Below are 24,934 nucleotides of genomic sequence, written 5' to 3' on the forward strand. Positions count from 1 at the left end.
CATCTTCAGTGTGCGAACCCTGCGTGAGCAGCGCCGCCAGCGGATCCTTGAGGCCGAGGAGACCATCCGGTACGCCGATGAGCTGCGCGTCGCGGCCCAGCGCGCCGAGCGTGGGGCGCAGCGGTGGCTGGAGCACTGGCAGGACAGTGAGCAGAAGGTCAGCGCGACGTGGCAAGCCTGGCTCGACGCCCAAGCCCGCCTCGACCGCGCCCACACCGCCGCCGCCTTCCGCACCCCCTGGACCGCACCCACCCCCACCGAATACGCCGCCCGGGAACGCTGGCTGCACCAAACCGTCAGCGCCGCCGCCGAGCGCGGTGAACTGCCGGCGACTGCACTGGCCGACCACAATTGGGACGCCCGGCTGCACCCCGTCGAGCAAGAACTGGTCGTCCTGCGCACCTCGGCGGCGCACCTGCTGGCCGAACACCGCCGCGCCGTCGCCGCCGAACAAGCCGCCTGGCACGACGCGCAACTGGCCCGCCGTACCAGTGAGAATTTGCGCTTGGAAGCCGCAGCCGCAACCCTGCGCGCAATCCCGGCCCGCAAAACAGTCGCCGCTCGCCCCGAGCGTCGCACTGCCCGCGCTGCTGTCGCCGTCCGCACCGCCTGACTGCTATAGCCTGAAGTCCTCGCAGGCCGTCCGCCGGACGGAGGGTGGGCCCATGGGCGGAGTCGCCATCGTGACCGGTGCGTCGTCGGGGATCGGCGCCGTCACCAGCCGGCTGCTGCACGAGCGGGGGTTCCGCGTCTACGCGGTGAGTCGCCGGATGGACCGGATGGCACCGCTCGCCGCGCTCGGCGTCGTGACGGTCAGAGCCGACGTCACCGAGGAGGCCGACCTGGTGGCGCTGGTCGATCGGGTGACCAGGGAGTCGCACCGGATCGATGTGCTGGTCAACAACGCCGGGTACGGGTCCTTCGGCGCGCTGGAGGATGTGCCGCCGGCCGAGGCGAGGCGGCAGTTCGAGGTCAATGTGTTCGGCGCGGCTCGGCTGTGTCAGCTGGTCCTGCCTCACCTGCGCGCGCAGGGCGGCGGGCGCATCATCAATGTCTCCTCGATCGGCGCGCGGATGTATCAGCCGCTGGGGGCCTGGTACCACGCGACCAAGTACGCCTTGGAGGGGCTCAGCGACTGCCTGCGCATCGAAGTCGCCCCGCTGGGCATCGACGTCGTGATCATCGAGCCCGGCGGCGTCGACACCGAGTTCCCCCAGCGGGCCGGCGAGCAGCTGCTGCGCGTCTCCGGCCACGGCGCCTACGCCGGCTACGCCCGCCGGTACGCGGCGACGCTGACCTCGGAGGCCCGGGGCATCTCGGCGCCGTCGGTCGTGGCGCGCGCGATCGTGCGGGCGGCGACCGTGCGGCGGCCCAAGCCACGGTACGCCGTCGGGCGCGGCGCGAGAGCCGTGACAGTGGCGCGTTGGCTGTTGCCCGACCGTGCGTACGACCGGCTGCTGGTGGGCGTGTTCTCGGCGTTGGCCGGCGCTTCCGCCCGTACCGGAAAAGGGTGATTTCTCTTACCGGACGCTTACACAAGCTTCCTAGGGTCGTCGGCATGACTGACCGTCGTCAGATGTCGCATCTGCTTCGCCGGCTGACGTTCGGGCCCACGGCGGCCGAAGTGGACGCCGCGGTACGCGCCGGGTTCGACGCCACGCTGGCCTCCCTGCTGCGTCCGGCCGCCGCGGTGACCGGCCCGGACCTGGGCGCCGACCCCGTGACCGAACTCGCCGCCGGCGCGACCCGCGAGCAACGGCAGCAGGCCCGCAAACAGCAACGCGACCAGGTCGCCGTGGCGGTCCGCTGGTGGATGGCGCGGCTGGCCGAAGGCGGTGCGGCGGAGAAGCTGACGTTCTTCTGGCACGGGCACTGGGCCACCAGCGTCCGCAAGGTGCGCTCGGCGCAGCTGATGCTGGGCCAGCTGGCGACGGTGCGGCGCTACGGGGCCGGGGACACCGGGCCGCTGGTGCGGGCGATGCTGCGCGATCCGGCGCTGATCATCTGGCTGGACGGGCAAAAGAACACGCGCAAGGCGCCCAACGAGAACCTCGCCCGGGAGGTTATGGAGCTGTTCACGCTCGGCCTCGGCGCCTACTCCGAGGCCGACGTGAAGGCCGCGGCCCGGGTGCTGACCGGCTGGCAGGTCGACCGGGCCACCGGCACTGCCCGCCTGATGCCGAAGCGGCACGACGACCAGCCGGTCACGCTGCTGGGCCGCACCACGACGTTCGACATCGACTCGTACGCCGATGCTCTGGTCCAGCACCCGGCGCACGTGCCGTTCCTGGCGGGGCGGCTGTGGGCCCGCTACGCCTCGGACACGGCGCCGGTGCCGTCGTCGGTCGCCGCGGCGGGGCGGAACACGACCACGCTGATCGAGGCGATGAGCCGGGCGCCGGAGTTCACGGCCACCGCCGGAACGCTGGTCAAACAGCCGGTCGAGTGGCTGCTCGGCGCGACCCGCCAGCTCGGCGTCCGCATCGGCGACCTGGAGACGGCTCAGCAGCAGCGCCTGGTGGGCACGCTGCGGGCACTCGGGCAGGTGCCGCTCTCACCGCCGTCGGTCGGCGGCTGGCCGGCGGGCACCGCCTGGCTCACCACCGCCTCGACGCTGACCCGGCTCAAGGCGGGCCGGCAGCTCGCCGCGCTCGCCCCGGCCGCCACCGACCGTCTCACCGGCGCCGACCGCGTCGACGCCCTGGCCGAGATGCTGATCGTGGACGCCTGGACCGATCGGACGCGCAAGGCGCTCAGCGGGGTCGAGGACCCGCGCCGGCTGCTCGCCCTGGGCCTGGCCAGCCCCGAATACGCGGTTCACTGAGAGGGGTACGACATGGACGCGATCACCCGGCGCAAGTTCCTCGTCACCAGCGGCGTCACCGGCGCTGCCGCCCTCGCCGCGGGGGCCACCGCCTTCGGGCTGCGGGACATCCTCGCCACCGCCGGCGAGCGCGATCCCGGGGCGAAGACCCTGGTGCTGGTCACCCTCTACGGGGGCAACGACGGGCTCAACACCCTGATCCCGTACGGGGACCCGGCCTACGCGGCGGCGCGGCCCGGCATGACGTACGAGCCGGAGGCGCTGCTGCCGCTCGACGACGGCTTCGCGCTGAATCCGGGTCTGCCCGGGTTGCACAAGCTCTACCACGCCGGCGGGCTCGCGGTCGTCCGTGGCGTCGGCTACCCGAAGCCCAACCGCAGCCACTTCCAGTCGATGGACATCTGGCAGAGCGCCCAGCCGGATCGTCCCGGCACCACGGGCTGGCTCGGCCGCTGGCTGGACACCGCGGGCGGGGACCCGCGCCTGGCCGTGTCGTTCGAGCCGGTGCTGCCGCCGCTGCTGGCCGGCGCCACCTCGGCCGGGGCGACCGTCCCCGGCGGCACATTGTCCCTGCCGGGCGGGGTGGACCCGGCCGTGGTCGCCGGGCTCGGCACCGCTGCCCCCGGAGAGTCACCGGCCCAGGCCCGGGCCGCCACCTGTTTCGCCGACCTGATGCGCATCCAGGACCTCATGAAGGAGATCCGCGAGGGTGCGCCCGACGACGACACCGACGACGGCGAGGCCCCGGCCACGGCCACCGGCGGTGCCGCACCGCCTCTGGACCGGCAACTCGCACTCGTGGCCCGGTCCATCGAGGCCGGCGCGGCGACCCGCGTCTATTCCGTGTCGATGGGCGGCTTCGACCTGCACGCCGACGGCAAGGAGGCACAGCAAGCCCAGCTGGAACGGCTCGACAAGCCCCTCGCGGCCTTCGCCGAGCGGATGGCGGGCCAGGGCGTCGTGGTCGCGGTCTACTCCGAGTTCGGTCGCCGCGTGCACGCCAACGCCTCCGACGGCACCGACCACGGCACCGCCTCCGACGTCCTCCTGCTCGGCGACGGCGTCCACGGCGGCCTGCACGGCGAGGCACCGAGCCTGACCGACCTCGACGACGGCGACCTCAAGTACACAGTCGACTTCCGTGACGTCTATGCCGCTCTGCTGGCCGACGTGCTCGGCGCCGACCCGCAACGCACTCTCGACGGCTGGAAGGGGCGCCTCACCGGCGTGCTGACCTGACTCCCCGCGCGCACTTTGTCCCGGCCGGTGTCGTCAGTCGCGCTGATAGACGTCCGGCACGCCGTCGGCGTCCGCGTCGACGCTCTCCTGCTCGCACAACCGCCGGTAGTGCCGGTTGCGCGCCCGCAGCACGACCGCGGCCAGCAGCGCGGCGATCACCGAGCCGGCCAGCACACCGATCTTGGCCTGGCCGTCGCCGGTCGAGCCCACGCCGTACGCGAGCTCACCGATCAGCAGCGACACGGTGAAGCCGATCCCGCCGAGCAGCGCCAGGCCGACCACGTCCCACCAGCTCAGCCCCTCGGCGAGCCGGGCCCGGGTGAAGCGCTGCACGAGCCAGGTGGAGCCGGTGATCCCGATCGCCTTGCCCAGCACCAGCCCGGCGATGACGCCCAGCGACACGGCGCTGGTCAGCCCGGCGCCGAGCCCGCCGGTGTCAGCGACCGTGACGCCGGCGGCGAAGAACGCGAACACCGGCACGGCGAATCCGGCGGAGATCGGCCGCAGCCGGTGCTCGAAGTGCTCGGCCGGGCCGTGCTCACCGGCGCCGGCGCGGACCGGGACGGTGAAGGCCAGCAGGACTCCGGCGACCGTGGCGTGGATGCCGGAGGCGTGCACCAGCGCCCAGGCAGCGAAGGCCAGCGGCAGCAACAGCCACCAGCGCGAGATGCCGCGCTGCACGAGGAACCCGAAGGCGGCGACGGCAACCAGGGCCAGCACCAACGGGAGCAGGTGCAGCGAGGAGGAGTAGAAGATCGCGATGACGGTGATGGCCAGCAGATCGTCGACCACGGCCAGAGTCAGCAGGAACGTGCGCAGCGCGGCGGGCAGATGGGTGCTGATGATGCCCAGCACGGCCAGGGCGAAGGCGATGTCGGTGGCGGTGGGAATCGCCCAGCCGGCCAGGGCGCCGGCGTCCGACCGCGACGCGATCAGGGCGAAGATGACCGCCGGGACGGCCATGCCGCCGACCGCCGCCGCCACCGGAAGCGCGGCGTTCACGAACGCGGCGGCGAGGTTCCGGGCTCCTCCTCGTCGCCGGGTTCGATCGGGTACGCGCCCCCGCCGCCCGACCCCACGCGGTGCTCACGCTGCTTCGTGGTCTTCTCGGGGTCGGCCGCGTCGGTCCGGGTGTCGCCCCGGGTCCGGCCGGACGGTGCGTTTCGGCCATGTTCCACGTCATCTGTGCTCATCGGGGTCGCATACCCGGTATGGGACCCGTCAAGCCGGGCTGAATGCGCGCTGGGAGCCCCGAGTGCGAGCTCCCAGCGCGCCGCCGGGCGTCACCGGCAGGACGTGGCTCCCTTCGCGTACGCCAGGCCGAAGCCGGCCGCCGAGGAATCCATGAACGCCACCTCGCGGCCGGACGCTGCTGTGGCGTACATCTGGGCGCCCGGGCTGCACGACGCCGGGCCGAGGTACTTGCCCGTGAAGGTGTACTGCTTCAGTTTCGGGTTGAGCGAGTTGTCGGGGTAGCCGCCGGTGGCGAGCCAGGCCTCCACCGGCGCCTCCTCGGTGATGGTGAGGGTGGTGTCGGACAGGGCGACGGTGTCCGCGCGGACCGCCTGCGGCGAGTTCTCCTCGAAGAGCAGATGACTGGTACGCGTCGCGAAGTCGAAGAGGCGTACGGAATCGTGGTAGGCGCCCTGGCTCCACTCGCCGTCGACGATCGTGCCGTAGTCGCGGTCGGTCATCCAGGCGACGCCGGTGCGGGACAGGTCGGGGTAGCTCATTCGCTCGGCGCCCTTGTCGCCGCCGGCATAGGTCGTGTGGCCGGTGGCGACGTCGTGCACCTCGGCGCCCAGCGACCACCACGTGCCGTCGGCGTCGGGCTGCTGGTAGATCTCGTAGCGGACGTAGGAGATCTTGCCGTTCTCAACGCTCGGGGCCGTCGCGCTGCCGAACCAGTCCGGGTGGGTCAGGGTCCGTACGGCCGGGGAATTGCCGCGCAGGTAGTGGATGACGTCGAGGTAGCCCTGCGCCGCGTCGTACTGGCTCCACGCGACGATGTCGCCGTCGAAGCCGAGGCCGTCGATGCGGTCGGGGGAGCGGTAGAGCTCCTTGACCTTGCCGCCGCCGATCGGGGCGGAGAGGATGCGGTTGGTCTCGTAGGTCGGCGACGCCGGGTCCAGCGCGATCGACAGCCACACGACCCGTTTGCCGTCGGTGTGCGCGAAACTGTGGACGCTGCCGTCCTGCGGCGAGATCCGGTACGGGGTGCCCGTGCCGTTGGTGCGGCCGACCCAGATCGACGTCGGCTCGGTGCGGTTGGCGTCCGAGCGGGGCACGGCGAACCAGCCGCCGGCCACGCTCGCCTTCATGTCGGCGTATATGCCGGTGTTGAGCCGGTCGATGAGCACGTCGGTGCCCTGGCCGTACAGGGTGGCCTTCCATTTGGCGGTGATGCCGCGCGAGTCGAATGCCGTGCGTACCACCGTCAGGTCCTTGGTGGTGAGGTGGAAGGACTTGGCGGCGGCGAGCACCGCTTCGCGCGCGTCGACGAAGTCCGACATGGGCGTGAGGTAGTCGGTGAGGGCGCGGTAGACGATCTTGTCGGCGGTCGTCTTGCCGAGCTTCTGGCGCAGGTCCCAGAGGGCCCCGGACACGATCGTCGAATTCAGGTGTACGCCGCCGTCGTCCATCGCCGGGGTGTCCATGAGGTGCTGGAAGTCCGCCGTGGTGGCGCCGTCGTCGAGGTCGCGCAGCGCGCAGTCGGCCGGGGCCAGCGTGCGGCACAGGTCGCCGCCGAGCAGACTGGCCCGCGGGTCGGACATCGGTGTGCCGGACGCGTCGACGTCGATGGCGTTGCCGAAGTAGTCGGCGAGGGCCTCGTTGAGCGCGCCCGACTGTCCGGCGTAGACGAGGTTGGCGGTGTGTTCCACCACGCCGTGTGTCATCTCGTGACCCACGACGTCCGGGTCGGCGGACAGCGGCAGGTATTCGTCGTCGCCGCTGCCGTAGACCATGCGGGTGCCGTCCCAGTAGGCGTTGACCCACGGGTTGCCGCCGTAGGTGATGCCCACGACCGAGTCGATCGGCATGCCGGCGTCGTCGAGGCTGTTGCGCTTGAAGTTCTTCTTGTACCAGTCGACGACCTGCGCGGCGTCCCAGGCGGCGTCCACCGCGCCGGCGGCGGTCAGGTCGGCGCCGAGCGTGGTCGTCGGCGACGCGAAGGGGGCCAGGCCCTCGGGCCAGTCGGTGCCCATCAGGTCGTAGTAGTCCCAGCCCCGGGCATCCCAGGTCGTGACCGGCACCGTCCGGGTCTGGTCCTTCATCAGGTACGAGCCGGTGTCCGACTGCACGAGCGGGAGCGACACGGTGGCGCCGTGCAGCGTGGTGCCCTTGCCGGTGATCGTCGTCGTACCGGTGCCGGGCTTCGTGCCGGACCGGGCGCCGGAGGCAGTGCCGGCGGCGGTCCGCTGCCCGGCGGCGAAGGACTTGATCCGGCTCACGCTCAGCAGGGTCACCCCGGTCGTCGCGCCCACGTACACGTCGCGGAGCACGGGCTGGCCCGAGAGGACGTCCTTGCCCTGGACGAGTACGCGCCGCGCGAGCACACCGGTGCCGGTCGGCATGACCACGAGCCCCTGGTCGGTGCCGGCGAGGTCGGGTTTGCGGGCGACGACCGCCGCGCCGGGGTGCAGGCTCCTGCGTACCTCGTCGACCGCCCGGGAAACGGCGACGGACGTGGGGATCGGGGTGGCGGTCGTGTCGACGTCCAGGTTGGTGAAGTAGGTGCCGGACGTGCCGGTCACCGTACGCTTGCCGGCCGCCTTTTCCGTCCGTACGACGTACTGGGCGCCGAACACCGGCAGTCCCTTGTACTTCTGATCGAGCCGGACCGTCTCCCGCTCGCCAAGGGTCTCGACGCTCGCCGTGGTGAGCGTGCCGACCGGGTCGCCGATCTTGTAGCGGTCCTGGTGACCCGAGAGGTGCGCCTTGGCCGCCTTGTCCGGGGCGAGCGTGGCGTCGACCGGGTCGGCCACGTCGTCCACGAGCGCGGGCGTGTCCGTCGCCGGGGCCACAGTGGCCGGAAGGGGTTCCTCCGACGGGGGCGCCGCGGTCGCGACCCGGGCGGTGGCGCCCAGGACGGCGGCCGTCGCCAGCACGGCGATCGCGGGTAGGGCCTTGGTTCTGCGCACAGGCTGCTCCTGCCAGGTGGGGTTACCGAACCGGTTCACCAACCTCACCCCGGCGCCGCTCGCCGCCACAAGGACGACTCTGTGCACTTGCACAAGTGCGCATCCGGGCTTCTTACAGAGCCGTAATCATCGATTCATCGAAGCGGGCGATGCTCGGACCGAAGGCGGGCAGGAGCGTATGGACGACATCGCGATACCCTGGTCGGCAACCGGGCTCGATCCGCTGGCCGGCCGCGTGCTGGAACACCTCGTGACCGTACGGTCGGCCGGCCGCGACGAAGTGGCGGCCGCGGCCGGGGTGTCACCGGCGGAGGCCGGGCGGGCGCTGCGGCGCCTCACGGACTCGGCCCTGGCCTCGCGGATCGGCGGCGCGGTGCCGCGGTGGGCGGCCGCACCGCCGCGCCCGTCGCTCGGCGCCCTGCTCGCCCGGCGCCGCGCCGAACTGGCCCAGGTCGAGGATCTCGTGGAACGGCTCTACGAGACCCACGAGGCGATGTCCGGGCCGCGCGCCGGCGACATGGTGGAGGTGCTCACGAGCGAGGACGAGGTGCCCGCGCGCTACCGCCAACTGCTGGCCGACAGTACGTACGAAGTGTTGCACCTCGCGAAACCGCCCTACGTGACCGGTGCTCCGGCGTCCGGCCCGGCGGTCACGGTCACGCCCGGCGTGCACATGCGATCGGTGTACGAGACGGGCGGCTTCACCGACGCGGTGTCCCTCACGACGGCGCTGCGCGGGGCGGGCCAGGGCGGAGAACTGCGACTGACGTCACAAATCCCGGTGAAGCTGGTGATCGTCGACCGGGCGGCCGCCCTGCTGCCCCTCCGGGGCGACCGCCCGTCCTCCGGCTCCCTGGTGGTGCACTCGCCCGCGCTGGTGACGGCCCTGGTCGCCCTGTTCGAGAGCGTGTGGGAGCGCGCCGAGCCGGTGGCGCTGACCCGGCGGCACGACCTGGCGGACGCCGACCGCACCCTGTCCGCCTCGGGACGCGACCTGCGGATGCGCGAGATCCTGCGCATGATGGCGGTCGGGATGAAGGACGAGACGATCGCCCGGATCCTGGACGTCAGCCGCCGTACGGTGCAGCAGCACATCAGCGACGCGGGTGCGCTGCTCGGGGCCCGGACGCGTTTCCAGATCGCCGTGCTGGTCACGAAACGGGGGTGGCTGAGCGGCGAGGACGACAGTGCGCTGCCGCCGTCGCTTCAGCTGAACAGGGCGGCGGGAATGTCGGCGTAGAACAGGGCGGGATCGCGGGACAGCGAGGCCTTGACGTTGGCGGTGGGGGAGTCGGCGATCACCTCGAGCCGGCCGGCTTCCAGCCCGTCCAGGGCCTGGGCCACCACCTCGTGCGGCGGCAGCTTGGGGATGTCGTACGCGGCCATCATGTCCGTGTCGGCGATGGCCAGGGCCAGGGCGGTCACCTGGGTCTTCTGCTCGGCCAGCTCCAGCCGGATGCCGTTGGTCAGCGACCACTCGGCGGCCTTCGACGCGGCGTAGCCGTTGCTCGAAGGGGCGAACGCGTACCAGCTCAGCGCCGAGATCACGTTGAGGATCGCGCCGCCGGCCAGCCGGGGCGCGAAGGCGCGGGTGACGTTGAGCGTGCCCCAGAAGTTGGTCTCGAACTCGCGGCGGATGTTCTCCGTGGACGGGCCGAGCAGCGGCGCGTCGGTGGAGATGCCGGCATTGTTGACGAGGATGTCGAGGTCGCCCACCTCGGCCGCCGCGGCGTCGATGGACGCCTGGTCGGTGAGGTCCAGCGGCAGCGCGACCACGCCGGGAATGTCGATGAGTTCGGGGCGCCGGGCGGTGGCGTAGACGGTCGCGGCGCCCCGGGCGACGAGGGCCTCCGCGAAGGCCTTGCCGAGACCGCGGTTGGCGCCGGTTACGAGGGCTTTTGCTCCATTGATCAGCATGCCCCCAACGGTAAGACCTGACGTTGACGTCAAAGGCAAGGGCTGTGAGCCGGATCATCCCCTCACGCCGGCTTGCGTCCCCACGCCGTGACCATCGCCGAGGTGGCGAACTGCCCGGGGTCGGTGCCGACGTAGCGTCCTCCAGCCCGGCCGCGCGCAGCCGCCGGGGCAGAGTCCGGCCGTACGCCACGTCGGCCCCGCGACGAGCCCGCCTACACGCTCAGCGGGACGGGGAAGGTCACTCCGGTCAGGGATTCGGAGACGGTCCACAGGCGTTGCTGGAGGGTCACGTCGTACGACTGCGGGCTGGACGTGACGAGGCGGGGGTGGCCCTTGACCTCGTTGCGGCCGCCGGGGCCGTAGTACTGACCGCCGAGGGCGGCGGGGTCGGTGGCGGCGCGCAGGGTCGGGAGGGCGCCCATCGCCGGGGTCTGGGTGAGCAGGGGTGCGAGCCAGGTGATCGGCAGCCGCAGGGCCGCGGGGGTGTTGCGGGCGAGCTCGGTGCTGGAGACGCCGGGGTGCGCGGCCAGCGCGACGGTGGTGCCGTGCGAGGCGAGCCGGCGCTGCAGCTCGTAGGTGAACATCAGGTTGGCCAGCTTGGACTGACCGTAGGCGCCGACCCGGCTGTACGAGCGCTGCCACTGCAGGTCGTCGAAGTGGATCGCGGCCCGGATGCGGTGGCCGGTGCTGCTGACCGTCACCACGCGCGAGCCGGGAAGGGGCAGCATCCGGTCGAGCAGCAGGCCGGTGAGCGCGAAGTGGCCGAGGTGGTTGGTGCCGAACTGCATCTCGAAGCCGTCGGCGGTGGCCTGCCGCGGGGTGTACATGACGCCGGCGTTGTTGATCAGCAGGTCGATCCGGTCGAAGCGGGACCGCAGCGCCGCCGCCGCGGTGCGGACGGAGTCGAGGGAGGTCAGGTCGAGGGCCTGCACGGTGACGTCGCCGGTCATGCGGGCCGCGGCTTGCTCGCCCTTGGCGACGTTGCGCACGGCGAGCACCACGGCGGCGCCGCGCTTGGCGAGGGCTCTGGCGGTCTCGTAGCCCAGCCCGGTGTTGGCCCCGGTCACCACGGCCACGCGGCCGCTCTGGTCGGGGATGTCGGCCGTCGTCCATTGCGCGGTCATGCCGGTCTCCTCTGGTTAACGTACCGAAGGTATCTTCTGCCGTCGACGATAAAGTACCTCCGGTACGCTGTCAACGTACCGGGGGTACTTAAGTTAGGCTGATGATCGTGACCTTCAAGCGTGCGCGAACCGAAGAGCAGCGGGAAGTCCGGCGCCGGGCGATCCTCGACGTGGCGTCGGCGATGCTCGACGAGATGCCCGTGGCTGCGGTCACCCTCAACGAGCTCAGCCGCCGGGTCGGCCTGGCCAAGCCGAACGTGCTGCGCTACTTCGAGTCGCGGGAAGCGGTGCTGCTGGAGCTACTGGACCACTTCCTCGGCGAGTGGCTGGCGGAGCTGGGCGACGCGCTGGTCTCCGGCGTCGACGCGGACCTGCCCATGGCCGGGCGGGCGGCGGCGGTGGCCGACATCCTCGGGCGCTCTCTCGCCGGCCGGACGACCATGTGCGACCTCTTCGGTGCGCAGGGCAGCGTGCTGGAACACAATGTGTCCGTCGAGGTCGTGGCCCGTTACAAGCGCGCCTCGCTCGGCCACTTGACCACCATGACCACGCTGATCAGCAACTATCTGCCGGAGCTGGGCGCGAACGCGACACTGTTCAGCCTGCAGACCATGGTCCTGGCCGGGGCACTGTCGGCGTACAGCACGCCGCCGCCCAGCCTGGCGGCGGCGTACCGGGCGGAGCCGGATCTGGCGCTCTTCCACCTGGAGCTGAGCGACGCCCTGAAGCTGTCACTGACCGCCACCCTGCTGGGTGTCCTTCCCCGCTCCTGACCGCGACCCGTCGCAACGCGCGGCGGGCCGGGTCAGCTCCTGACCGCGACCCGTCGCAACGCGCGGCGGGCCGGGTCAGCTCGTGAGCGCGATCTGTCGCAGCGCGCGGCGGGCCGGATCAGGCGGCCGACAGCTCGCGGACCACGGCGACGGTGGTGGGGCTGAACCGCAGCAGGTGCTGACTCACCGAGCCGAGCAGCATGCCCCGGAACGCACCCCGGCTGCGGCTGCCGGCCACCAGCAACTGCGCCCCCTGAGCGGCCCGCACCAGCACCTCCGCCGGATGCCCGGCGGCCGTCTCGCCGGTGATGCGCAGGCCGGGGCGCTTCCGGCGCCAGCTGTCCACCAGCTCGTCGAGATACCGGCTGTCGGGCCGGGCGTCGGGTGGCCGGGCGGCTATCAGGTGCAGCGGCACATCGCGCCGGGCGGCCTGCTCGACCGCGAACTCGAGAGCCACTTCGGCGCCGTCCGAGCCGTCCACCCCGGCGACGACCGGTCCTCGGGGATCCTGGTCGGCCCGCACGACGACGACCGGGCAGTGGGCGTGGGCGCTGACCGCGACGCTCACCGAGCCGAGCAGATTGACGACGGGCGCGTGGCCGCGGCTGCCGAGCACGACGAGCCCGGCGGTCCGCGACAGCCGGATCAGGGTCGCCGCCGCGCCGGCCGTGACGGTCGTGAGGGTGACGTCCACGCCGGGGTGGCTGTCGCGGGCGGCGTCGACGACCTCGGTCAGCATCGCGGCGATCCGGCCTTCCGTCTCGCTGTCGGGCCAGACGACGCCGCCGGGGGCCAGGGACGCGGCGGGGGTCCAGGCCGGCCACTCGTAGGCGTACAGGAACTCCACCGGAGTGGCGCCGCGGCCCGCGGCCTCGTCGAGAGCCCAGCGCGCGGCGGCCCGGGCCTCGGCGGAGCCGTCGTAGCCGACGATGATTCTTCTGGTGGTCATGGTGCAACCTCCTTGCATCGATCCCCCGCGGGACAGGGTCGTGGTTCCGGCCGGGACCCGGGGTTCCGGCCGGAGATCGGTGGAGGGAGCCGGCCCACGGGCGCTACATGAGCCAGGGGTTGCGCTGGACGAGAGGCAGGCGGGACCACCACCGGCCGAAGCCCCAGGTGTGCCCGGCGTAGGTCAGCGCCGTGACGATCGCGCCGGCGGCGTACATGTAGTGGTAGTCGGTGATCGGGTTGGTGGAGCCGCTGGGCTCGCCGGTGCTGGTGTGCTGGGCGAGCGGGTATTCGGCGAACCACATCAGCGCCATCATCACGGTGGCGGCGACCGCCGCGACGCGCAGGCCGATGCCGAGGATCAGGGCGACGCCGATGCCGAGCAGGCCGAGCATGAACAGCCAGTCGGCGAGGGCGTTGCCGGCGATGTCGTGGAAGGTGCCCTGGAAGGGTCCGATGTCGACGTGCGACAGGAAGCCCTCGGTGGGGGAGCCGCCGTTGATCCAGGAGCGCTCGCCGGGGGTCGAGTAGTGCCAGCCGAAGGTCTTGTCGAGGAACGCCCAGAGGAACACGAAGCCGAGCGAGACGCGGAACACGGCCAGCGCCTTGGCGGCGGTCGTGGTGAGCATGCGGCCCGGGGCCTCGGCCTGCTCAAGGTGTGCCGCGTGGCCGCGGCCGATGGTCGTCATGATGTCCTCCTCGATCGATGTCCTGTCCTGACGATCCCTCCTCGTGCGTCATGGTCACCCGGGCTGGAACACCCGAGCCGGTAGGCCGAAAGTCCCGGGACTTCGGATTCGGTGCCCATTTCCCGGGCCGGCCGCTGCCTTCGTCAGGCGAAGACGGGGGCGCGGCCGGCGTCGATCCACTGGCGCCAGGCGGCCAGGCCGAGCGCGCGGTCCGCGCCGATGCCGCGGATCTGCAGCGGTGTCCCGTCGCGGCGGACCACGTACGCCGTGCGGCGCAGGGATGCCGGATCGAGCTGGACGCCGACGAAGTCCGCCGCCGTCAGGATGCCGCACTCCCGCAGGTGCTGGACGGACAGCGGCTCGACGCCCGACGGCCGGCTGATCGCGATCACCGCGCGGGCCAGGCGCCCGTCGCGGTCGTAGGACAGCAGCCGGTCCTGGTCGAGCCGCCGGATCAGGGCGAACTTGAGCCGGCCGGCGCCGAGGTGGGCGAGCAGGGTGGCGCGGGCGCGGCTCACGTCCCGGCCCTCGTGCAGCCCGTCGCGCCAGACCAGCCCGACCGTGGTCAGGTCGATGTCGGTGGCCAGGGCGGCCGCGGCCACGGCGGCGTCGCCGGGCCACGCGGCGGCGTCGTGCGGGGAGGTCTTCGCCCAGTCGCCGGCCCCGCGCAGCGTGAAGCCCAGCGCCGCGCAGACCTCCGGGTCCGGCGCGCCGATCACGACCACTTCGTCGAGGCCGTCGCGGTGCACCTGGGCCAGCACCACGCACCGGGCGCCCGGGCTGGTCAGGGCGATCATCGTGCCGCCGCGGGCGCGGGCGCCGGCCAGCGCCTCGGTGACCGTGCGCTCGGCGTCGGCCGTACTCGTCGCGAAGCCGCGCCGCACCTCGACCAGATCCACGCCCATACCCGCATCATCGGCCGGAACGGGCCGGTCGTGAGGCGGGATGGTCAGGGGGTGACGCGGAGTCCGTCCAGCAGCAGGTCGAGCAGGCGAGCGGCCCGCGCCGCGTGCTCGTGCGGGTGGGCCACGGTGAAGATGCCGATCAGGGCGGCCGCGATGTCCTCGGCCGTGATGTCGGTCCGCAGCTCGCCCGTCGCGCGGCCGGCGTCGAGGAAGCCGGTGATCGCCGCGAGCAGCTCGGTGCGGGTGTCGGCGTGGGCGATCTCGCCCGACTCGACCATCGCGAGCAGCGTGTCGAGCATGCCGTTCTTGGTGGCGATCCAGGTCCCGAACAGGTCCGCCCAGCGGCGCAGCGCGGCGGGCGGGGGCAGCTCGGCGAGCAACTCCCGGGCACCGGCGGTCAGACGGGTGACCTGGTCCTGGTAGACCGCGTCGACCAGCGACTCGCGGGTGGGGAAGTGCCGGTAGAGGGTGGCGATGCCGACGCCGGCCGCGTGGGCGATCGCGCGCATCGACGGCTCGCCGCCGGTCTCGGCGAACAGCCGGGTCGCCACGCCCAGCAACTGGTCACGGTTGCGGGCCGCGTCCGCCCTGGGCCGGCGGCCTGCTGCGGAAGTCAAAACGGATCACGCTCCGTTTTGTGCTACGGTCGGGTCCATGAAACGGAGCATAGTCCGTTTCGATGCTCGAAGGAGAGAACGCATGAGCCGAGCCGTGCAGTTCGTGGAGTCGTTCGGCGGCCCCGAGAAGCTGGTCGTACGGGAGGTGCCCGAGCCGCAGGCCGGCCCGGGGCAGCTCCGCGTCCGCGTCACCGCGGCCGGGCTGAACCCCATGGACTGGTTCATGACCTCGGACGCGGAGACCGCCGCCCGCTTCGGGCTGAGCCTGCCGTGCGGGTTCGGCACCGACTACGCCGGCGTCGTGGACCGGATCGGCGCCGGCGTGACCGGGTTCGCGCCCGGCGACCGGGTGTTCGGGGGCGCCGTGTCCCGGGCGGTCGCCGACCACGTGATCGTCGACGGGGCGGGGTCCATCGCGGCGGGCGGGGCTGTGCACCGTACCCCCGAAGGTGTCCCGGACCGCATCGCCGCCACCCTGACGATCGCCGGGAGCACCGCCGCGGCCGCCGTCGCCGTTGTCCTGCCCGGTCCGGGCGACACCGTGCTGGTCGGTGGAGCGGGAGGGGGAGTCGGCGTCTTCGCCGTGCAGCTCGCCCGGCTCGCCGGCGCGCGGGTGATCGGCACCGGCTCGGCGGCGTCGGCCGACGCCCTGCGCGCCTTGGGGGCCGACCCGGTCACCTACGGCGACGGCCTCGCCGACCGGGTCCGGGCGCTGGCGCCGGAGGGTGTCACGGCCGCCCTGGACCTGCATGGGACAGACACGGTCCAGGTGGCCCGCGAGCTGGGCGTGCCGGACAAGCGCATCTCCACCATCGCCGCCCAGGTCGAGGGCATCACCGCGGCCAACGGCGCCCAGGCCGCGCCCGGCGCCCTCGACGAGATCGCCGCCCTGATCGCGGCGGGCCGGCTCCGGGTGCCCGTCGCGGCGACCTACCCGGTCGAGCAGATCCGCGCCGCGGCCGAGCGGCAGGCCGGACGGCACGTGCACGGCAAGATCGTCATTGATCTCTAGGGCCGGGCCGCGGCGGTGCACGCTGTCGCGCCCTGGCAAGCCTCCATCCGCTCGAGGGTGGCCCGCAGGGCCTGGACGCGCTCGGCCGGCAGAGCGGTGGCGATGTTGTGCATCTCGTCCGGGTCGCTCGTGCGGTCGTAGTACTCCATGGTCCCGTCGAGGTACTGCACGAAGGTCGAGTCCGCCGCCCGTACAGCGGTGTAGGCCGGCGGCGTGCCGTCCTTGGCGCTCTGCTGGTCGGGGTCCGTCGCGGCGGTGGCCGGGCCGTGGTGCTCGATCAAGGCGAGCTGCCGCCAGTCGCCCGCCGGCCGGCCGGTCCGGAGCAGCGGCACGAGGCTGGACCCGTCGGCCGTGCCCGATCCGGTGACGCCGGCGAGTTCCTCGAAGGTGGGGCGCAGATCGATGTTCTCCGCGAGCTGGGCGACTCGGGCACCCTGGCGGACGCCCGGGCCCGCGACCACCAGCGGTACGTGCACATCGGTGCTGAAGGCGGTCTGCTTGCCGGCGTTCAGCCCGTGGTCCCCGAGGTGGAAGCCGTTGTCCGAACTGAACACGACGACGGTGTCGCCGGCGAGCCCGGTCTTCGTCAGCGTGTCGCGCAGAGTGCCGATCATGCGGTCGATGGACTGCACCGACTGGGCCCGCTTGCGATAGATGCCGTCGAGGTTGTTGATTTCCGCGGGCGTCAGCGGATCGTTGGCGGCCAGGTAGGGCGGTGCGTTCTCGGGATGCTGGTTGAAGGCCGTTGTCCGGGGCACCGTCAGGCCGGGGAAGAGGTCCTTGTCCTGCGGCGCCGGGGTGAACGGTCCTGCGTCCGGCGGAAGAGGTGGAAGCCGCCGTCCCGGCCGGAGTTGGTGAAGACGCCGGTGTTGTGCGGGTACCGCCCGGTGAAGATCGACGAGCGCGACGGGCAGCACAGCGAGTCGGTCACCGTGTAATTGGTGAACGTGGTGCCGTCCTGGGCGAGTGCCCGCACGTTCGGCATGTGCGGCAGCAGGTTCATCGACAGGTCGTCGGCGAGCACGAAGACGACGTTCACCGGGCGGGTCGGGGGTGAGCACGCGGCCAGAGAGGCGAGAAGCGTCGCCGCCACTGGGATCACCCATGCTCTGCGTAGCCTGAGATTCCGCATGACGGTGGACGCTAGGTGGCCCGGATGTGCCGTCGGTCAGGGCTTCGTGCGAATCACGTAAGCGTGACAGCGCCGGCCGGACGTTCGCGAAGAAAGTCCGGGGGCACAGACATTCACCACGCTCGCTCCGGTTCCTACCGTGGCTTGCGTGGATCTTGGGACACACATCAGCATCGGGTTCGAGAACAGTACGTCCGTCGACCTCTACTACGAGGATCACGGCCACGGGCAGCCAGTAGTGCTCCTGCACGGCTATCCGCTCGACGGCAGCTCGTGGGAGCGGCAGAGCGCCGCCCTCCTCCAAGCGGGCTATCGCGTCATCACCTATGACCGGCGCGGGTTCGGGCGGTCGAGCAAGCCGGCGGCCGGCTACTACTACGACACGTTCGCCGCGGATCTGGACGCGGTGCTGCGGGCCTTGGACCTGTCGGACGTGGTGCTGGCCGGCTTCAGCATGGGCACCGGCGAGATTCCGCGTTACCTGAGCCGCTACGGTTCGGGGCGGATCGCCAAGGTGGCCTTCCTCGCCTCGCAAGAACCCTTTCTGCTGCGTACGGACGACAACCCCGGCGGGGTCCCGCAAGAGGTGTGGGACGGCCTCGTCGCCGCGGTCACCACCGACCGGTACTCCCGTACGTGTTCGACCGCTTCTGGCGCGCGGACAAGTCGCGTACCCGGACCACCGGCGGCAGCGGGCTGGGTCTCGCCATCGTCCGCAAGCTCGCCGAGGCCCACGGCGGCACCGTCACCGCGACCAGCCGGCTCGGTCACGGCAGCACCTTCACCCTGCGCCTGCCCGTCTGACACCCCCTGTTCCCCCACCGTGAGCGGCCCGGCCACTCGCGGCGATGACCCCTGCCAAGGAGGCGGTCACCCATGGCTGCGACGACGAATCGCCTGCCCGCTCTGGACGGATTGCGGCTGCTCTGCGCTGGGACCGCAGCCCGCGCGAGTTCGCCGCCGCCCGGGTCGCCCGGCTCTTCCCCGCCTTCTGGGTGTGCGTGCTGATCACGACGGCCGTCATGACCCTCTTCCCGCTCACCGAGGGCATCCCGTTGCCGCACGGGCTGACCGGCGCCGACATCGCCGTCAACCTCACCATGCTGGCGGAACCACTGAAGGTGCCGTACGTCGACACCGTCTACTGGACTCTCTGGTACGAACTCCGCTTCTACGCCCTGTTCGCCGTCCTGGTGCTGGCCGGGCTCACCCGCCGCCGCGTCGTCGTCCTGAGCGCCGGCTGGCTGGCCGCCGCCGTCGCCGTCCCGGCCGGCACGCCGCTCGCCGAGCTGGTCATGCCCCAGTTCGCGCCGTACTTCGTCGCCGGCCTGACGCTGCATCTCATGCGCCGCCACGGGCCGTCCCCGGCGTTGTGGGCGTTGCTCGCCGCGTCCTGGGGACTCGGCCTGGTCCGCGTCCGGGAGCGGGTGCTCTTCGCCAACCCGGGCTTCCCGGTGCCGGTCTGGCCCGCCTGGCTGATCATCACGCTCGCCTTCCTCGGGCTGCTGGCCATCGCGCTCGGCCGCACCGACCGCTGGACCGGGCGGTGGCTCGTCGTCGCCGGCGCCGTCTCCTACCCGTTCTATCTCCTGCATCCCCGCATCGGCTTCACCCTGATCCGGTACGCCTACGATCGCACCGGGCTGCCGGTGCCCGTCCTGGTCGTGGCCGCGATCGTGGTCCTGCTGGCCGTGGCCTGGCTGGTCCATCGGGTGGTCGAACGGCCGGTCGCCCCCGCGTTGCGCCGCTGGATCGCCACGGGCTCGCCCCGAGCCCAGAGTGACGTGGGTCACTACGTAGGACTGCGACGGGTCGTGGCGGGCGGCAACAAGGGGATGTGATGTCCGAACCAGGCGCGCCACCCGCCGCCGACCAGACACCGTCCGACGCGGCGCTGCGCGACGCGATCCTCGCGGGTGACCGGGTCGCCTTCACCGAGCTGTACGAGCAGCACGGCGAGAAGGTGTGGAACTACGCCTACCGGCTGACCGGCTCGTGGACCGAGGCCGACGAGCTGCTCTCCGTCGTCTTCCTCACCGCGTGGCGGCGACGGCAGGACCTGCGGCTGGTGCACGGCAGTGCCCTGCCCTGGCTCTATGTCGTGACCGGCAACGTCTGCCGCAGCGAGCGGCGCCGGGCGGCCCGGCTCTTCAAGGCCCTGCCCCGGCTGCTCACCCGGGAAGCCCCCGACCACGCCGAGCGGGTGGTGGAACGCGACGCCGCCTCCCTCCGCCTGACCCGGGTGCTGGCCGCCGTCGACCAGCTGCCCCATGCCCTGCGCGAGGCCGTCCAGCTGTGCCTGCTCGGCGGCACCCCGGCCGAGGACGCCGCCCAGATCCTCGGCATCACCGTCCACAGCGTCCAGTCCCGGCTCAGCCGGGCCCGGGCGCGCCTGCAGCGAAGCGTTCCGGAGGAATGACGATGTTCGATCTCAACGACCTGCCCCCGCCGCGCGACCTGCCCCCGGGCGTCCGGGCCGAGGCCCGCCGGCGGCTGGCCGAGGGCATCCACGACCGGCCCGCGCGCCCCGCCCGGACGGGCCTGGTCATCGCCGTGGCGGCCGCCGCGGTCGCCGGCACGGCCGTGGGCATCCCGATGCTGACCAGCGGCGGCTCGCCGAGCGCCGGTCCCGGCGGCGTCCCGGTGCCCAGCAGCCCCGTGATCGAGGAGGACGCGCCCGAGGCGCCCTCCGTGACCCTGCCGCTCTACGACCTGCGCGACGTCGTGACCCCCACGGACACCCAGCGCTGCGCGGCGGACGGCTGGAAGCCGATGTTCACCGCCTCGGCCGGCGGCGTCACCCTCGTCACCCTGCGCTCCGGCGACAAGCGGCGCTTCTGCGAGCTGACCCCGGAGACGGTGGCGCTGTCCGCCCCGGCCGCCCGGCCCGCGTCCGGCGTGAAGATCACCTATGTGTCGGCCACCGGCACCGTCGCGGGCGTCGTCGCCGACGGCGAGAAGAGCCTGTCCGTCAGGGACCCGAACCTGGCCGAAGCGTACGGCTCCGAGGCCCCGGCGGAGATCCGCGACGGCGTGTTCGTCGTGCCCAACGGGGTCACGGCCCGCCCGGACGACCTGACGTTGCTGCTCGGCGCCGACCTCACTCCCGTCGAGCCCGGCGCACTGCCCGCTGCCGTGACGCCGCGCAAGGATCGCCCGCAGCCCACGCGTACGGGCCTGGCCTCCTGCACCTCCCCGGCCGGCGGCCCGCCGCTGGTCGACGCGCACGCCTGGCAGGCCGCCGCCCCCGTCACGCTCACCGCCACCGAGTTGGTGCAGACCGCCCGCTACGCCGGACTGCTCGCCTTCTGCCTGATCGACGACGCGCAAGGCACCGCCCGGCTGATGGTGACCGACGGGCGCGCCCCGGCGACCCCGCTGGCGCTGGAGGCCGGCGCCAACCCGTACGTGATCACCTACGGCGCCTTCTACGACTTCCGGACCGACGCGCAGGGCCAGCGGGGGAGCGGCACGCAGCTGGTCGCCGGCCTGGCCACCGACGACCGCGTCGCCCGGGTCATCCTCAAGGGCGGCGACCAGCCGATCACCGCCCCGGTCACCGACGGCATGTTCGTCCTGCCGGGAGTCGCCGGCCCGCATCAGTACACCCTCACCCTGAACGCCGCGGACGGCACCACCGTGGCCACCGTGCCGATCGGAGGCTGAGCTCCCCGGGCCGGCCTGGAAGGTGGGCCAGGCCGGCCCAGGATAAGCGCGCCGGATCCTGCGAGATTGGTTGACGTCACCGACGGAGCAGGAAGAGGTTCCACCATGAAGGCAGTGCGTTTCCACGAGTTCGGCGGTCCCGAGGTCCTGCGGTACGAGGACGTCGAGCAGCCCGCACCGGGCGCCGGCGAGGTTCGGATCCGGGTCGCGGCGACCTCGTTCAACGGTGTCGACGCGAACATCCGGGCGGGGTTCATGCAGGGGCCGATCCCGGTCGAGCTGCCGCACACCCCCGGCATCGACGTCGCCGGCACGGTCGACGCGCTCGGCGAGGGCGTGAGCGACGTCGCGGTCGGCGACCGGGTCATCGGTTTCCTGCCGATGACCGGGACCGGGGCGGCGGCGGAGTATGTGATCGCGCCGGCGGACATCCTGACCGGGGCGCCCAAGAACATCGCGCTGGCCGACGCGGCGGCGCTGCCGCTGGTGGGTCTGACCGCGTGGCAGGCGTTGTTCGAGCACGGCAAGCTGACCGAGGGCCAGCGAGTGTTGATCAACGGGGCCGGCGGGGCGGTCGGCGGCTATGCGGTGCAGCTGGCCAAGGAGGTCCGGGCGCACGTGATCGCCACGGCCAGCCCGCGCAGTGCCGAGCGGGCCAAGGCGGCGGGCGCCGACGAGGTGGTCGACCCGGCCGCCGGTGACGTGGAACCGGTCGATCTGGTGCTCAACCTCGCGCCGGTCACCCCGGAGCAGCTGGCCGCGCTGGTCCCGCTGATCCGTGACGGCGGGACCCTGGTGAACACCACGGTGTGGATGCCCGCGCCGTCGGACGAGGCGCGGGGCGTACGCGGCATCAATCTTTTTGTCCGCAGTGACGCCGACCAGCTCGCCGACCTGGCCGCGCGGGTCGGCACCGGCGAGTTGCGGGTCGAGGTCGCCGAGCGGGTGGCCCTGGCCGACCTGCCGGCCCTGCACGCCCGGGCCGCCGCGGGTGAGCTGCCCAGCGGCAAGACCGTCATCACCCTCTGATCCCGTCTCTCCCGAAGGACCCGCAGCGATGATTCCCGACGACGACCCGAACCGCTCGCTCACCGTGGCGAACCCCGACGACCCGGAGACGACGTACGTCTCGCTGGTCGGCAACACGTACGCCATGCTCGTCACCGGCGAGCAGACCAACGGGCGGTACTGCCTGATCGACATGCGCGTGCCCGACGGCGGCGGCCCGCCCCCGCACCGCCACGACTTCGAGGAGATGTTCACGATCCTCGAGGGCGAGATCGAGTTCATGTTCCGCGGCGAGAAGCACACCGTGCGGGCCGGCTCGACCGTCAACATCCCGGCCAACGCCCCGCACAACTTCCGCAACGTCTCCGGGGCGCCGGCCCGCATGCTGTGCATGTGCACGCCCGCCGGGCAGGACGAGTACTTCCTGCGCATCGGCGACGTGATCGCCGGCCCGGACGCGCCGCCGCCCGCGCTGACCCCGGACGAGCTCGGCGAGCGCCGCCGCCGCGCGGCCGAGCTGGCCGACACGTACCGCAGCGAGTTCCTGTAGAACGGGCCGCGCCGAGGACGTCGTCCGGCAGGGCGTCAGCGGCGGCGGGGGGCCACCGGGGCGGACAGGCCGGCGCTGAACAGGCGGTGGTCCACGTCGTTGAGAGAGAGTTTGAGCGCGCCGAGAGCCACCGAGTCCGCGCCCAGGGTGGAGGCTCGCACTTCCGGCATGCGCAGGCAGAGGCGCTCGAGTTCGCGGCGGAGCGGGTCGAGGACCAGGTCGGCCGAGCGGGAGAACCCGCCTCCGAAGACGACGACCTGCGGATCGAGGGTCAGGACCAGGGCGGCGGTGCCGACGGCGAGATCCTTGACATAGCGGCTGACCGCTTGGCGGGCGGCCTTGTGTCCCTCCCGGGCGGCGTTGAAGACCCAGGCGGCGGCGTCGCCGGGGCCGACGCTGTCCGGGACGCCGGGGCAGTTCTGCAGGTGGGCCGGGGCGTTGAGCCAGCGGACGTTCTTCAGCGCGCCGATCTCACCGGCGGCACCGCCGAAGCCGCGGCGCAGGACCCCGTCGATGATGAGACCGGCGCCGGTGCGCATGCCGCCGAGCACATAGACGATGTCGTCGGCGTCGCTGGCCGCGCCCTTCCAGCGCTCGGCCAGGGCGGCCAGCTTGCAGTCGTTCTCGACGACGACGGGGCAGGCGAAGCGCCGGTCGAGATGGGCGACCAGGTCGACGGTGCCCCAGCCCGGCAGCGGGGTGAAGAAGCTGGTCCGCCCGGTGGCGTCGACGGCGCCGGTGACGGCGAGCTCCGCCGCCGACGAGCTGGAGCCGGCCCTGCGCGCGGTCGCGGCGGGCGAGATGTTCCTCTCCCCGCCGGTGACCCGCCGGGCGGTCACCGAGCTGCGCCGGCTGCGCCCCGACCCGCCCGGCGGGGACACCGAGGCCCGGCTGGAGCAGCTCAGCGACCGTGAGCGGGACGTGCTGCGGCTGCTGGCCCAGGGCCTGTCCAACACCGGCATCAGCGAGCGCCTGGTCCTCTCGGAGAGCACCGTGAAGACCCATGTCAGCCGCATCCTGCTCAAGCTCTCCTGCGAGAACAGGGTGCAGGCCGCGCTGTTCGCCCACCAGGCGGGGCTGCTCGGCTGAATCGCGTCGCTTTCAGCGGCCCGAGCGGGCCGCGGCCAGGGTGTCGCGGAGGGTGTAGTAGGCGGGCTTGCGCTCGAAGTTGTCGCCCATCACCGTCGCGGCGCCCTCGGCGGGGAAGAACACCGGCACCCACGAGTACTTGTCGGTGAAGCCCCAGATCGTGAAGGAGTGGCAGCCCTCGACGGCCAGGCAGGCGTCCAGGACGGTCTTGTAGTACGCGGCCTGCGTCCGCAGCTGCTCGGCGGTCGGCACCCCGCCCTCGGGCAGATCCATGCGGACGTCCAGCTCGGTGATCGCGGTTTGCAGGCCAAGGTCGTCGAACCGCTGGAGTACGGACCCGAGCTGGTCAGGCGCCCCGTACCGCAGGCTCAGGTGCGCCTGGGACGCGAAGCCGTGCAGCGGCACTCCGTCGGCGAGCAGTTGCCGGGCCAGAGCCTCGTACGCGTCGACCTTGACGCCGGGCCAGTCCACCCCGTAGTCGTTGAGGAACAGCAGCGCCTTGGGGTCGGCCCGGTGGGCCCAGCGGAAGGCGTCGGCCACGATGCCGGGGCCGAGCTCCCGGATGAAAATGTTCTCCTGGCGGTAGTCGCCGGTCTCGGTGAAGATCTCGTTGGCCACGTCCCACTGCTGGATCCGGCCGCGGTAGTGGCCGACCACGGTGGTGATGTGGTCCTTGAGGATCGCCCGCAGCTGCTCCTTGGTGAAATTCCCCTGTTCGAGCCAAGCCGGGTTCTGGCTGTGCCACAGCAGCGTGTGGCCGCGGACGACCTGACCGTGCTGCCGTGCGAACCGGACGATCGCGTCGGCCGGTCCAAAGTTGTACTTGCCGCGCTCGGGATGGATGAACTCCCACTTCATCTGGTTCTCCGGGGAGACCGAGCTGAATTCACGAGCCAGGATCTTCCGGTACGGCCGGTCGTACGTGAACGGGTCGGGATAGTCCTGCTCGAGGTGGTGACCGCCGCCCGCCGCCGCCGACCCGATGCGCAGGTCACGCGGCGCCGCCCAGCGCAGCGGCAGTCCCGCCCGGCCGGGATGACGGTCCACGGCGGACAGGCCTCCGGAGGTCTTCGGACCGGCCTGGGCCGGCTGGATGCCCGGGCCGATCAGCGCCGAGGCGGCGAGGACGGCCACGGTGACCCGATATGCCTTGCGCACGATCACTCCTTCGAGGGCGCCGGACCCCGCCGAAAGTTTCGGACAGTGACCGGAATTTCTCGTACGGTAGGCACGTCGAGCGGCCATCGTCAATGCGTCGAGGCGTCCGTCGTTCCGGAAGTTTCGGTCCTCCTCCTGTCC

25 protein-coding genes and 3 pseudogenes are annotated in these 24,934 nt (G+C 72.3%); 15 read left to right on the forward strand and 13 right to left on the reverse strand.

What is annotated here, in order from left to right; genetic code table 11:
* The 4 genes from RAN62_RS28510 to RAN62_RS28525 form a co-directional block, all read left to right on the forward strand.
* A partial coding sequence (locus RAN62_RS28510; protein WP_305787877.1) for a hypothetical protein occupies nt 1-613 on the forward strand: 613 nt, incomplete at its 5' end.
* A 52-nt stretch (nt 614-665) separates the two neighbouring features.
* Complete coding sequence (locus RAN62_RS28515) at nt 666-1,514, forward strand: oxidoreductase (RefSeq protein ID WP_305787878.1); 849 nt, start codon at nt 666-668, stop codon at nt 1,512-1,514.
* A 44-nt stretch (nt 1,515-1,558) separates the two neighbouring features.
* Nucleotides 1,559-2,824, forward strand: coding sequence for a DUF1800 domain-containing protein (locus tag RAN62_RS28520; RefSeq protein ID WP_305787879.1), 1,266 nt, complete (start codon nt 1,559-1,561; stop codon nt 2,822-2,824).
* Between the two features lie 12 nt (nt 2,825-2,836).
* Nucleotides 2,837-4,063, forward strand: coding sequence for a DUF1501 domain-containing protein (locus RAN62_RS28525; protein ID WP_305787880.1), 1,227 nt, complete (start codon nt 2,837-2,839; stop codon nt 4,061-4,063).
* 33 nt (nt 4,064-4,096) lie between these two features.
* On the opposite strand, the pseudogene RAN62_RS28530 reads toward RAN62_RS28525, so the two are convergent.
* The 3 genes and pseudogenes from RAN62_RS28530 to RAN62_RS28540 form a co-directional block, all read right to left on the reverse strand.
* Nucleotides 4,097-5,059 (reverse strand): annotated as a pseudogene (locus tag RAN62_RS28530) (Na+/H+ antiporter NhaA); the annotation flags it as partial.
* A 2-nt stretch (nt 5,060-5,061) separates the two neighbouring features.
* Nucleotides 5,062-5,241 carry a hypothetical protein gene (locus tag RAN62_RS28535; protein WP_305787881.1) on the reverse strand — a complete coding sequence of 60 codons (180 nt, stop codon included), beginning with the start codon at nt 5,239-5,241 and terminating at the stop codon, nt 5,062-5,064.
* Nucleotides 5,242-5,346: 105 nt separating this feature from the next.
* On the reverse strand, nt 5,347-8,205 hold the full coding sequence (locus RAN62_RS28540) for a M4 family metallopeptidase (protein ID WP_305787882.1): 2,859 nt from the start codon (nt 8,203-8,205) through the stop codon (nt 5,347-5,349).
* A gap of 178 nt (nt 8,206-8,383) precedes the next feature.
* On the opposite strand from RAN62_RS28540, the gene RAN62_RS28545 reads away from it, so the two are divergent.
* A complete protein-coding gene (locus tag RAN62_RS28545) occupies nt 8,384-9,445 on the forward strand; it encodes a helix-turn-helix domain-containing protein (protein WP_305787883.1) in 1,062 nt (353 codons plus the stop codon).
* Here the strand turns inward: RAN62_RS28545 and RAN62_RS28550 are convergent.
* Both RAN62_RS28550 and RAN62_RS28555 read right to left on the reverse strand, forming a co-directional pair.
* Nucleotides 9,412-10,122: an SDR family oxidoreductase gene (locus tag RAN62_RS28550; protein ID WP_305787884.1), complete on the reverse strand. Its 711-nt coding sequence runs from the start codon at nt 10,120-10,122 to the stop codon at nt 9,412-9,414. The genes RAN62_RS28545 and RAN62_RS28550 overlap by 34 nt on opposite strands.
* Nucleotides 10,123-10,334: 212 nt before the next feature.
* Nucleotides 10,335-11,246: an SDR family NAD(P)-dependent oxidoreductase gene (locus RAN62_RS28555; protein WP_305787885.1), complete on the reverse strand. Its 912-nt coding sequence runs from the start codon at nt 11,244-11,246 to the stop codon at nt 10,335-10,337.
* Between the two features lie 101 nt (nt 11,247-11,347).
* On the opposite strand from RAN62_RS28555, the gene RAN62_RS28560 reads away from it, so the two are divergent.
* Nucleotides 11,348-12,019 carry a TetR/AcrR family transcriptional regulator gene (locus RAN62_RS28560; protein ID WP_305787886.1) on the forward strand — a complete coding sequence of 224 codons (672 nt, stop codon included), beginning with the start codon at nt 11,348-11,350 and terminating at the stop codon, nt 12,017-12,019.
* Nucleotides 12,020-12,137: 118 nt separating this feature from the next.
* Here RAN62_RS28560 and RAN62_RS28565 read toward each other — a convergent pair whose 3' ends face one another.
* From RAN62_RS28565 to RAN62_RS28580, 4 genes are all read right to left on the reverse strand, one after another.
* Nucleotides 12,138-12,968, reverse strand: a complete 831-nt coding sequence (locus tag RAN62_RS28565) for a universal stress protein (RefSeq protein ID WP_305787887.1) — start codon at nt 12,966-12,968, stop codon at nt 12,138-12,140.
* 103 nt (nt 12,969-13,071) lie between these two features.
* On the reverse strand, nt 13,072-13,656 hold the full coding sequence (locus RAN62_RS28570; RefSeq protein ID WP_438874566.1) for a DoxX family membrane protein: 585 nt from the start codon (nt 13,654-13,656) through the stop codon (nt 13,072-13,074).
* 143 nt (nt 13,657-13,799) lie between these two features.
* Nucleotides 13,800-14,561: a hypothetical protein gene (locus RAN62_RS28575; protein ID WP_305787888.1), complete on the reverse strand. Its 762-nt coding sequence runs from the start codon at nt 14,559-14,561 to the stop codon at nt 13,800-13,802.
* A gap of 44 nt (nt 14,562-14,605) precedes the next feature.
* On the reverse strand, nt 14,606-15,178 hold the full coding sequence (locus RAN62_RS28580; protein ID WP_305787889.1) for a TetR/AcrR family transcriptional regulator: 573 nt from the start codon (nt 15,176-15,178) through the stop codon (nt 14,606-14,608).
* An 82-nt stretch (nt 15,179-15,260) separates the two neighbouring features.
* On the opposite strand from RAN62_RS28580, the gene RAN62_RS28585 reads away from it, so the two are divergent.
* Nucleotides 15,261-16,190, forward strand: coding sequence for an NADP-dependent oxidoreductase (locus RAN62_RS28585; protein WP_305787890.1), 930 nt, complete (start codon nt 15,261-15,263; stop codon nt 16,188-16,190).
* Here the strand turns inward: RAN62_RS28585 and RAN62_RS28590 are convergent.
* Nucleotides 16,187-16,948, reverse strand: a complete 762-nt coding sequence (locus RAN62_RS28590) for a sulfatase-like hydrolase/transferase (protein ID WP_305787891.1) — start codon at nt 16,946-16,948, stop codon at nt 16,187-16,189. The genes RAN62_RS28585 and RAN62_RS28590 overlap by 4 nt on opposite strands.
* 2 nt (nt 16,949-16,950) lie before the next feature.
* Nucleotides 16,951-17,283, reverse strand: a complete 333-nt coding sequence (locus RAN62_RS28595) for a sulfatase-like hydrolase/transferase (protein ID WP_305787892.1) — start codon at nt 17,281-17,283, stop codon at nt 16,951-16,953.
* A gap of 187 nt (nt 17,284-17,470) precedes the next feature.
* Here RAN62_RS28595 and RAN62_RS41255 point away from each other — a divergent pair.
* The 7 genes and pseudogenes from RAN62_RS41255 to RAN62_RS28630 all read left to right on the forward strand — a co-directional run.
* Nucleotides 17,471-17,953, forward strand: a pseudogene (locus tag RAN62_RS41255) (alpha/beta fold hydrolase); the annotation flags it as partial.
* A pseudogene (locus tag RAN62_RS28605) lies at nt 17,950-18,126 on the forward strand (sensor histidine kinase); the annotation flags it as partial. The pseudogenes RAN62_RS41255 and RAN62_RS28605, both read left to right, overlap by 4 nt.
* Nucleotides 18,127-18,170: 44 nt before the next feature.
* Nucleotides 18,171-19,163, forward strand: a complete 993-nt coding sequence (locus tag RAN62_RS28610; RefSeq protein ID WP_305787893.1) for an acyltransferase family protein — start codon at nt 18,171-18,173, stop codon at nt 19,161-19,163.
* Nucleotides 19,163-19,741 (forward strand): RNA polymerase sigma factor, encoded by a 579-nt coding sequence (locus RAN62_RS28615; RefSeq protein ID WP_305787894.1) that lies wholly within the window; start codon nt 19,163-19,165, stop codon nt 19,739-19,741. Before RAN62_RS28610 ends, RAN62_RS28615 begins: the two co-directional genes overlap by 1 nt.
* Before the next feature lie 2 nt (nt 19,742-19,743).
* The gene (locus RAN62_RS28620) at nt 19,744-20,988 is read left to right on the forward strand and encodes a hypothetical protein (RefSeq protein WP_305787895.1); all 1,245 of its coding nucleotides are present in this window, start codon (nt 19,744-19,746) and stop codon (nt 20,986-20,988) included.
* Between the two features lie 105 nt (nt 20,989-21,093).
* Nucleotides 21,094-22,017 (forward strand): NADP-dependent oxidoreductase, encoded by a 924-nt coding sequence (locus RAN62_RS28625; RefSeq protein ID WP_305787896.1) that lies wholly within the window; start codon nt 21,094-21,096, stop codon nt 22,015-22,017.
* A gap of 28 nt (nt 22,018-22,045) precedes the next feature.
* A complete protein-coding gene (locus tag RAN62_RS28630) occupies nt 22,046-22,546 on the forward strand; it encodes a cupin domain-containing protein (protein ID WP_305787897.1) in 501 nt (166 codons plus the stop codon).
* Nucleotides 22,547-22,581: 35 nt separating this feature from the next.
* Here RAN62_RS28630 and RAN62_RS28635 read toward each other — a convergent pair whose 3' ends face one another.
* Nucleotides 22,582-23,385, reverse strand: a complete 804-nt coding sequence (locus tag RAN62_RS28635; RefSeq protein ID WP_305787898.1) for an ROK family protein — start codon at nt 23,383-23,385, stop codon at nt 22,582-22,584.
* Here RAN62_RS28635 and RAN62_RS28640 point away from each other — a divergent pair.
* Nucleotides 23,366-23,635, forward strand: coding sequence for a response regulator transcription factor (locus RAN62_RS28640; RefSeq protein WP_305787899.1), 270 nt, complete (start codon nt 23,366-23,368; stop codon nt 23,633-23,635). The two genes, RAN62_RS28635 and RAN62_RS28640, sit on opposite strands and share 20 nt — an antisense overlap.
* Nucleotides 23,636-23,647: 12 nt before the next feature.
* Here RAN62_RS28640 and RAN62_RS28645 read toward each other — a convergent pair whose 3' ends face one another.
* Nucleotides 23,648-24,793 carry an endo-1,4-beta-xylanase gene (locus tag RAN62_RS28645; RefSeq protein ID WP_305787900.1) on the reverse strand — a complete coding sequence of 382 codons (1,146 nt, stop codon included), beginning with the start codon at nt 24,791-24,793 and terminating at the stop codon, nt 23,648-23,650.
* Nucleotides 24,794-24,934 lie beyond the last annotated feature (141 nt).

The organism is Symbioplanes lichenis (assembly GCF_030709675.1).
GTDB classification, from domain to species: domain Bacteria; phylum Actinomycetota; class Actinomycetes; order Mycobacteriales; family Micromonosporaceae; genus Actinoplanes; species Actinoplanes lichenis.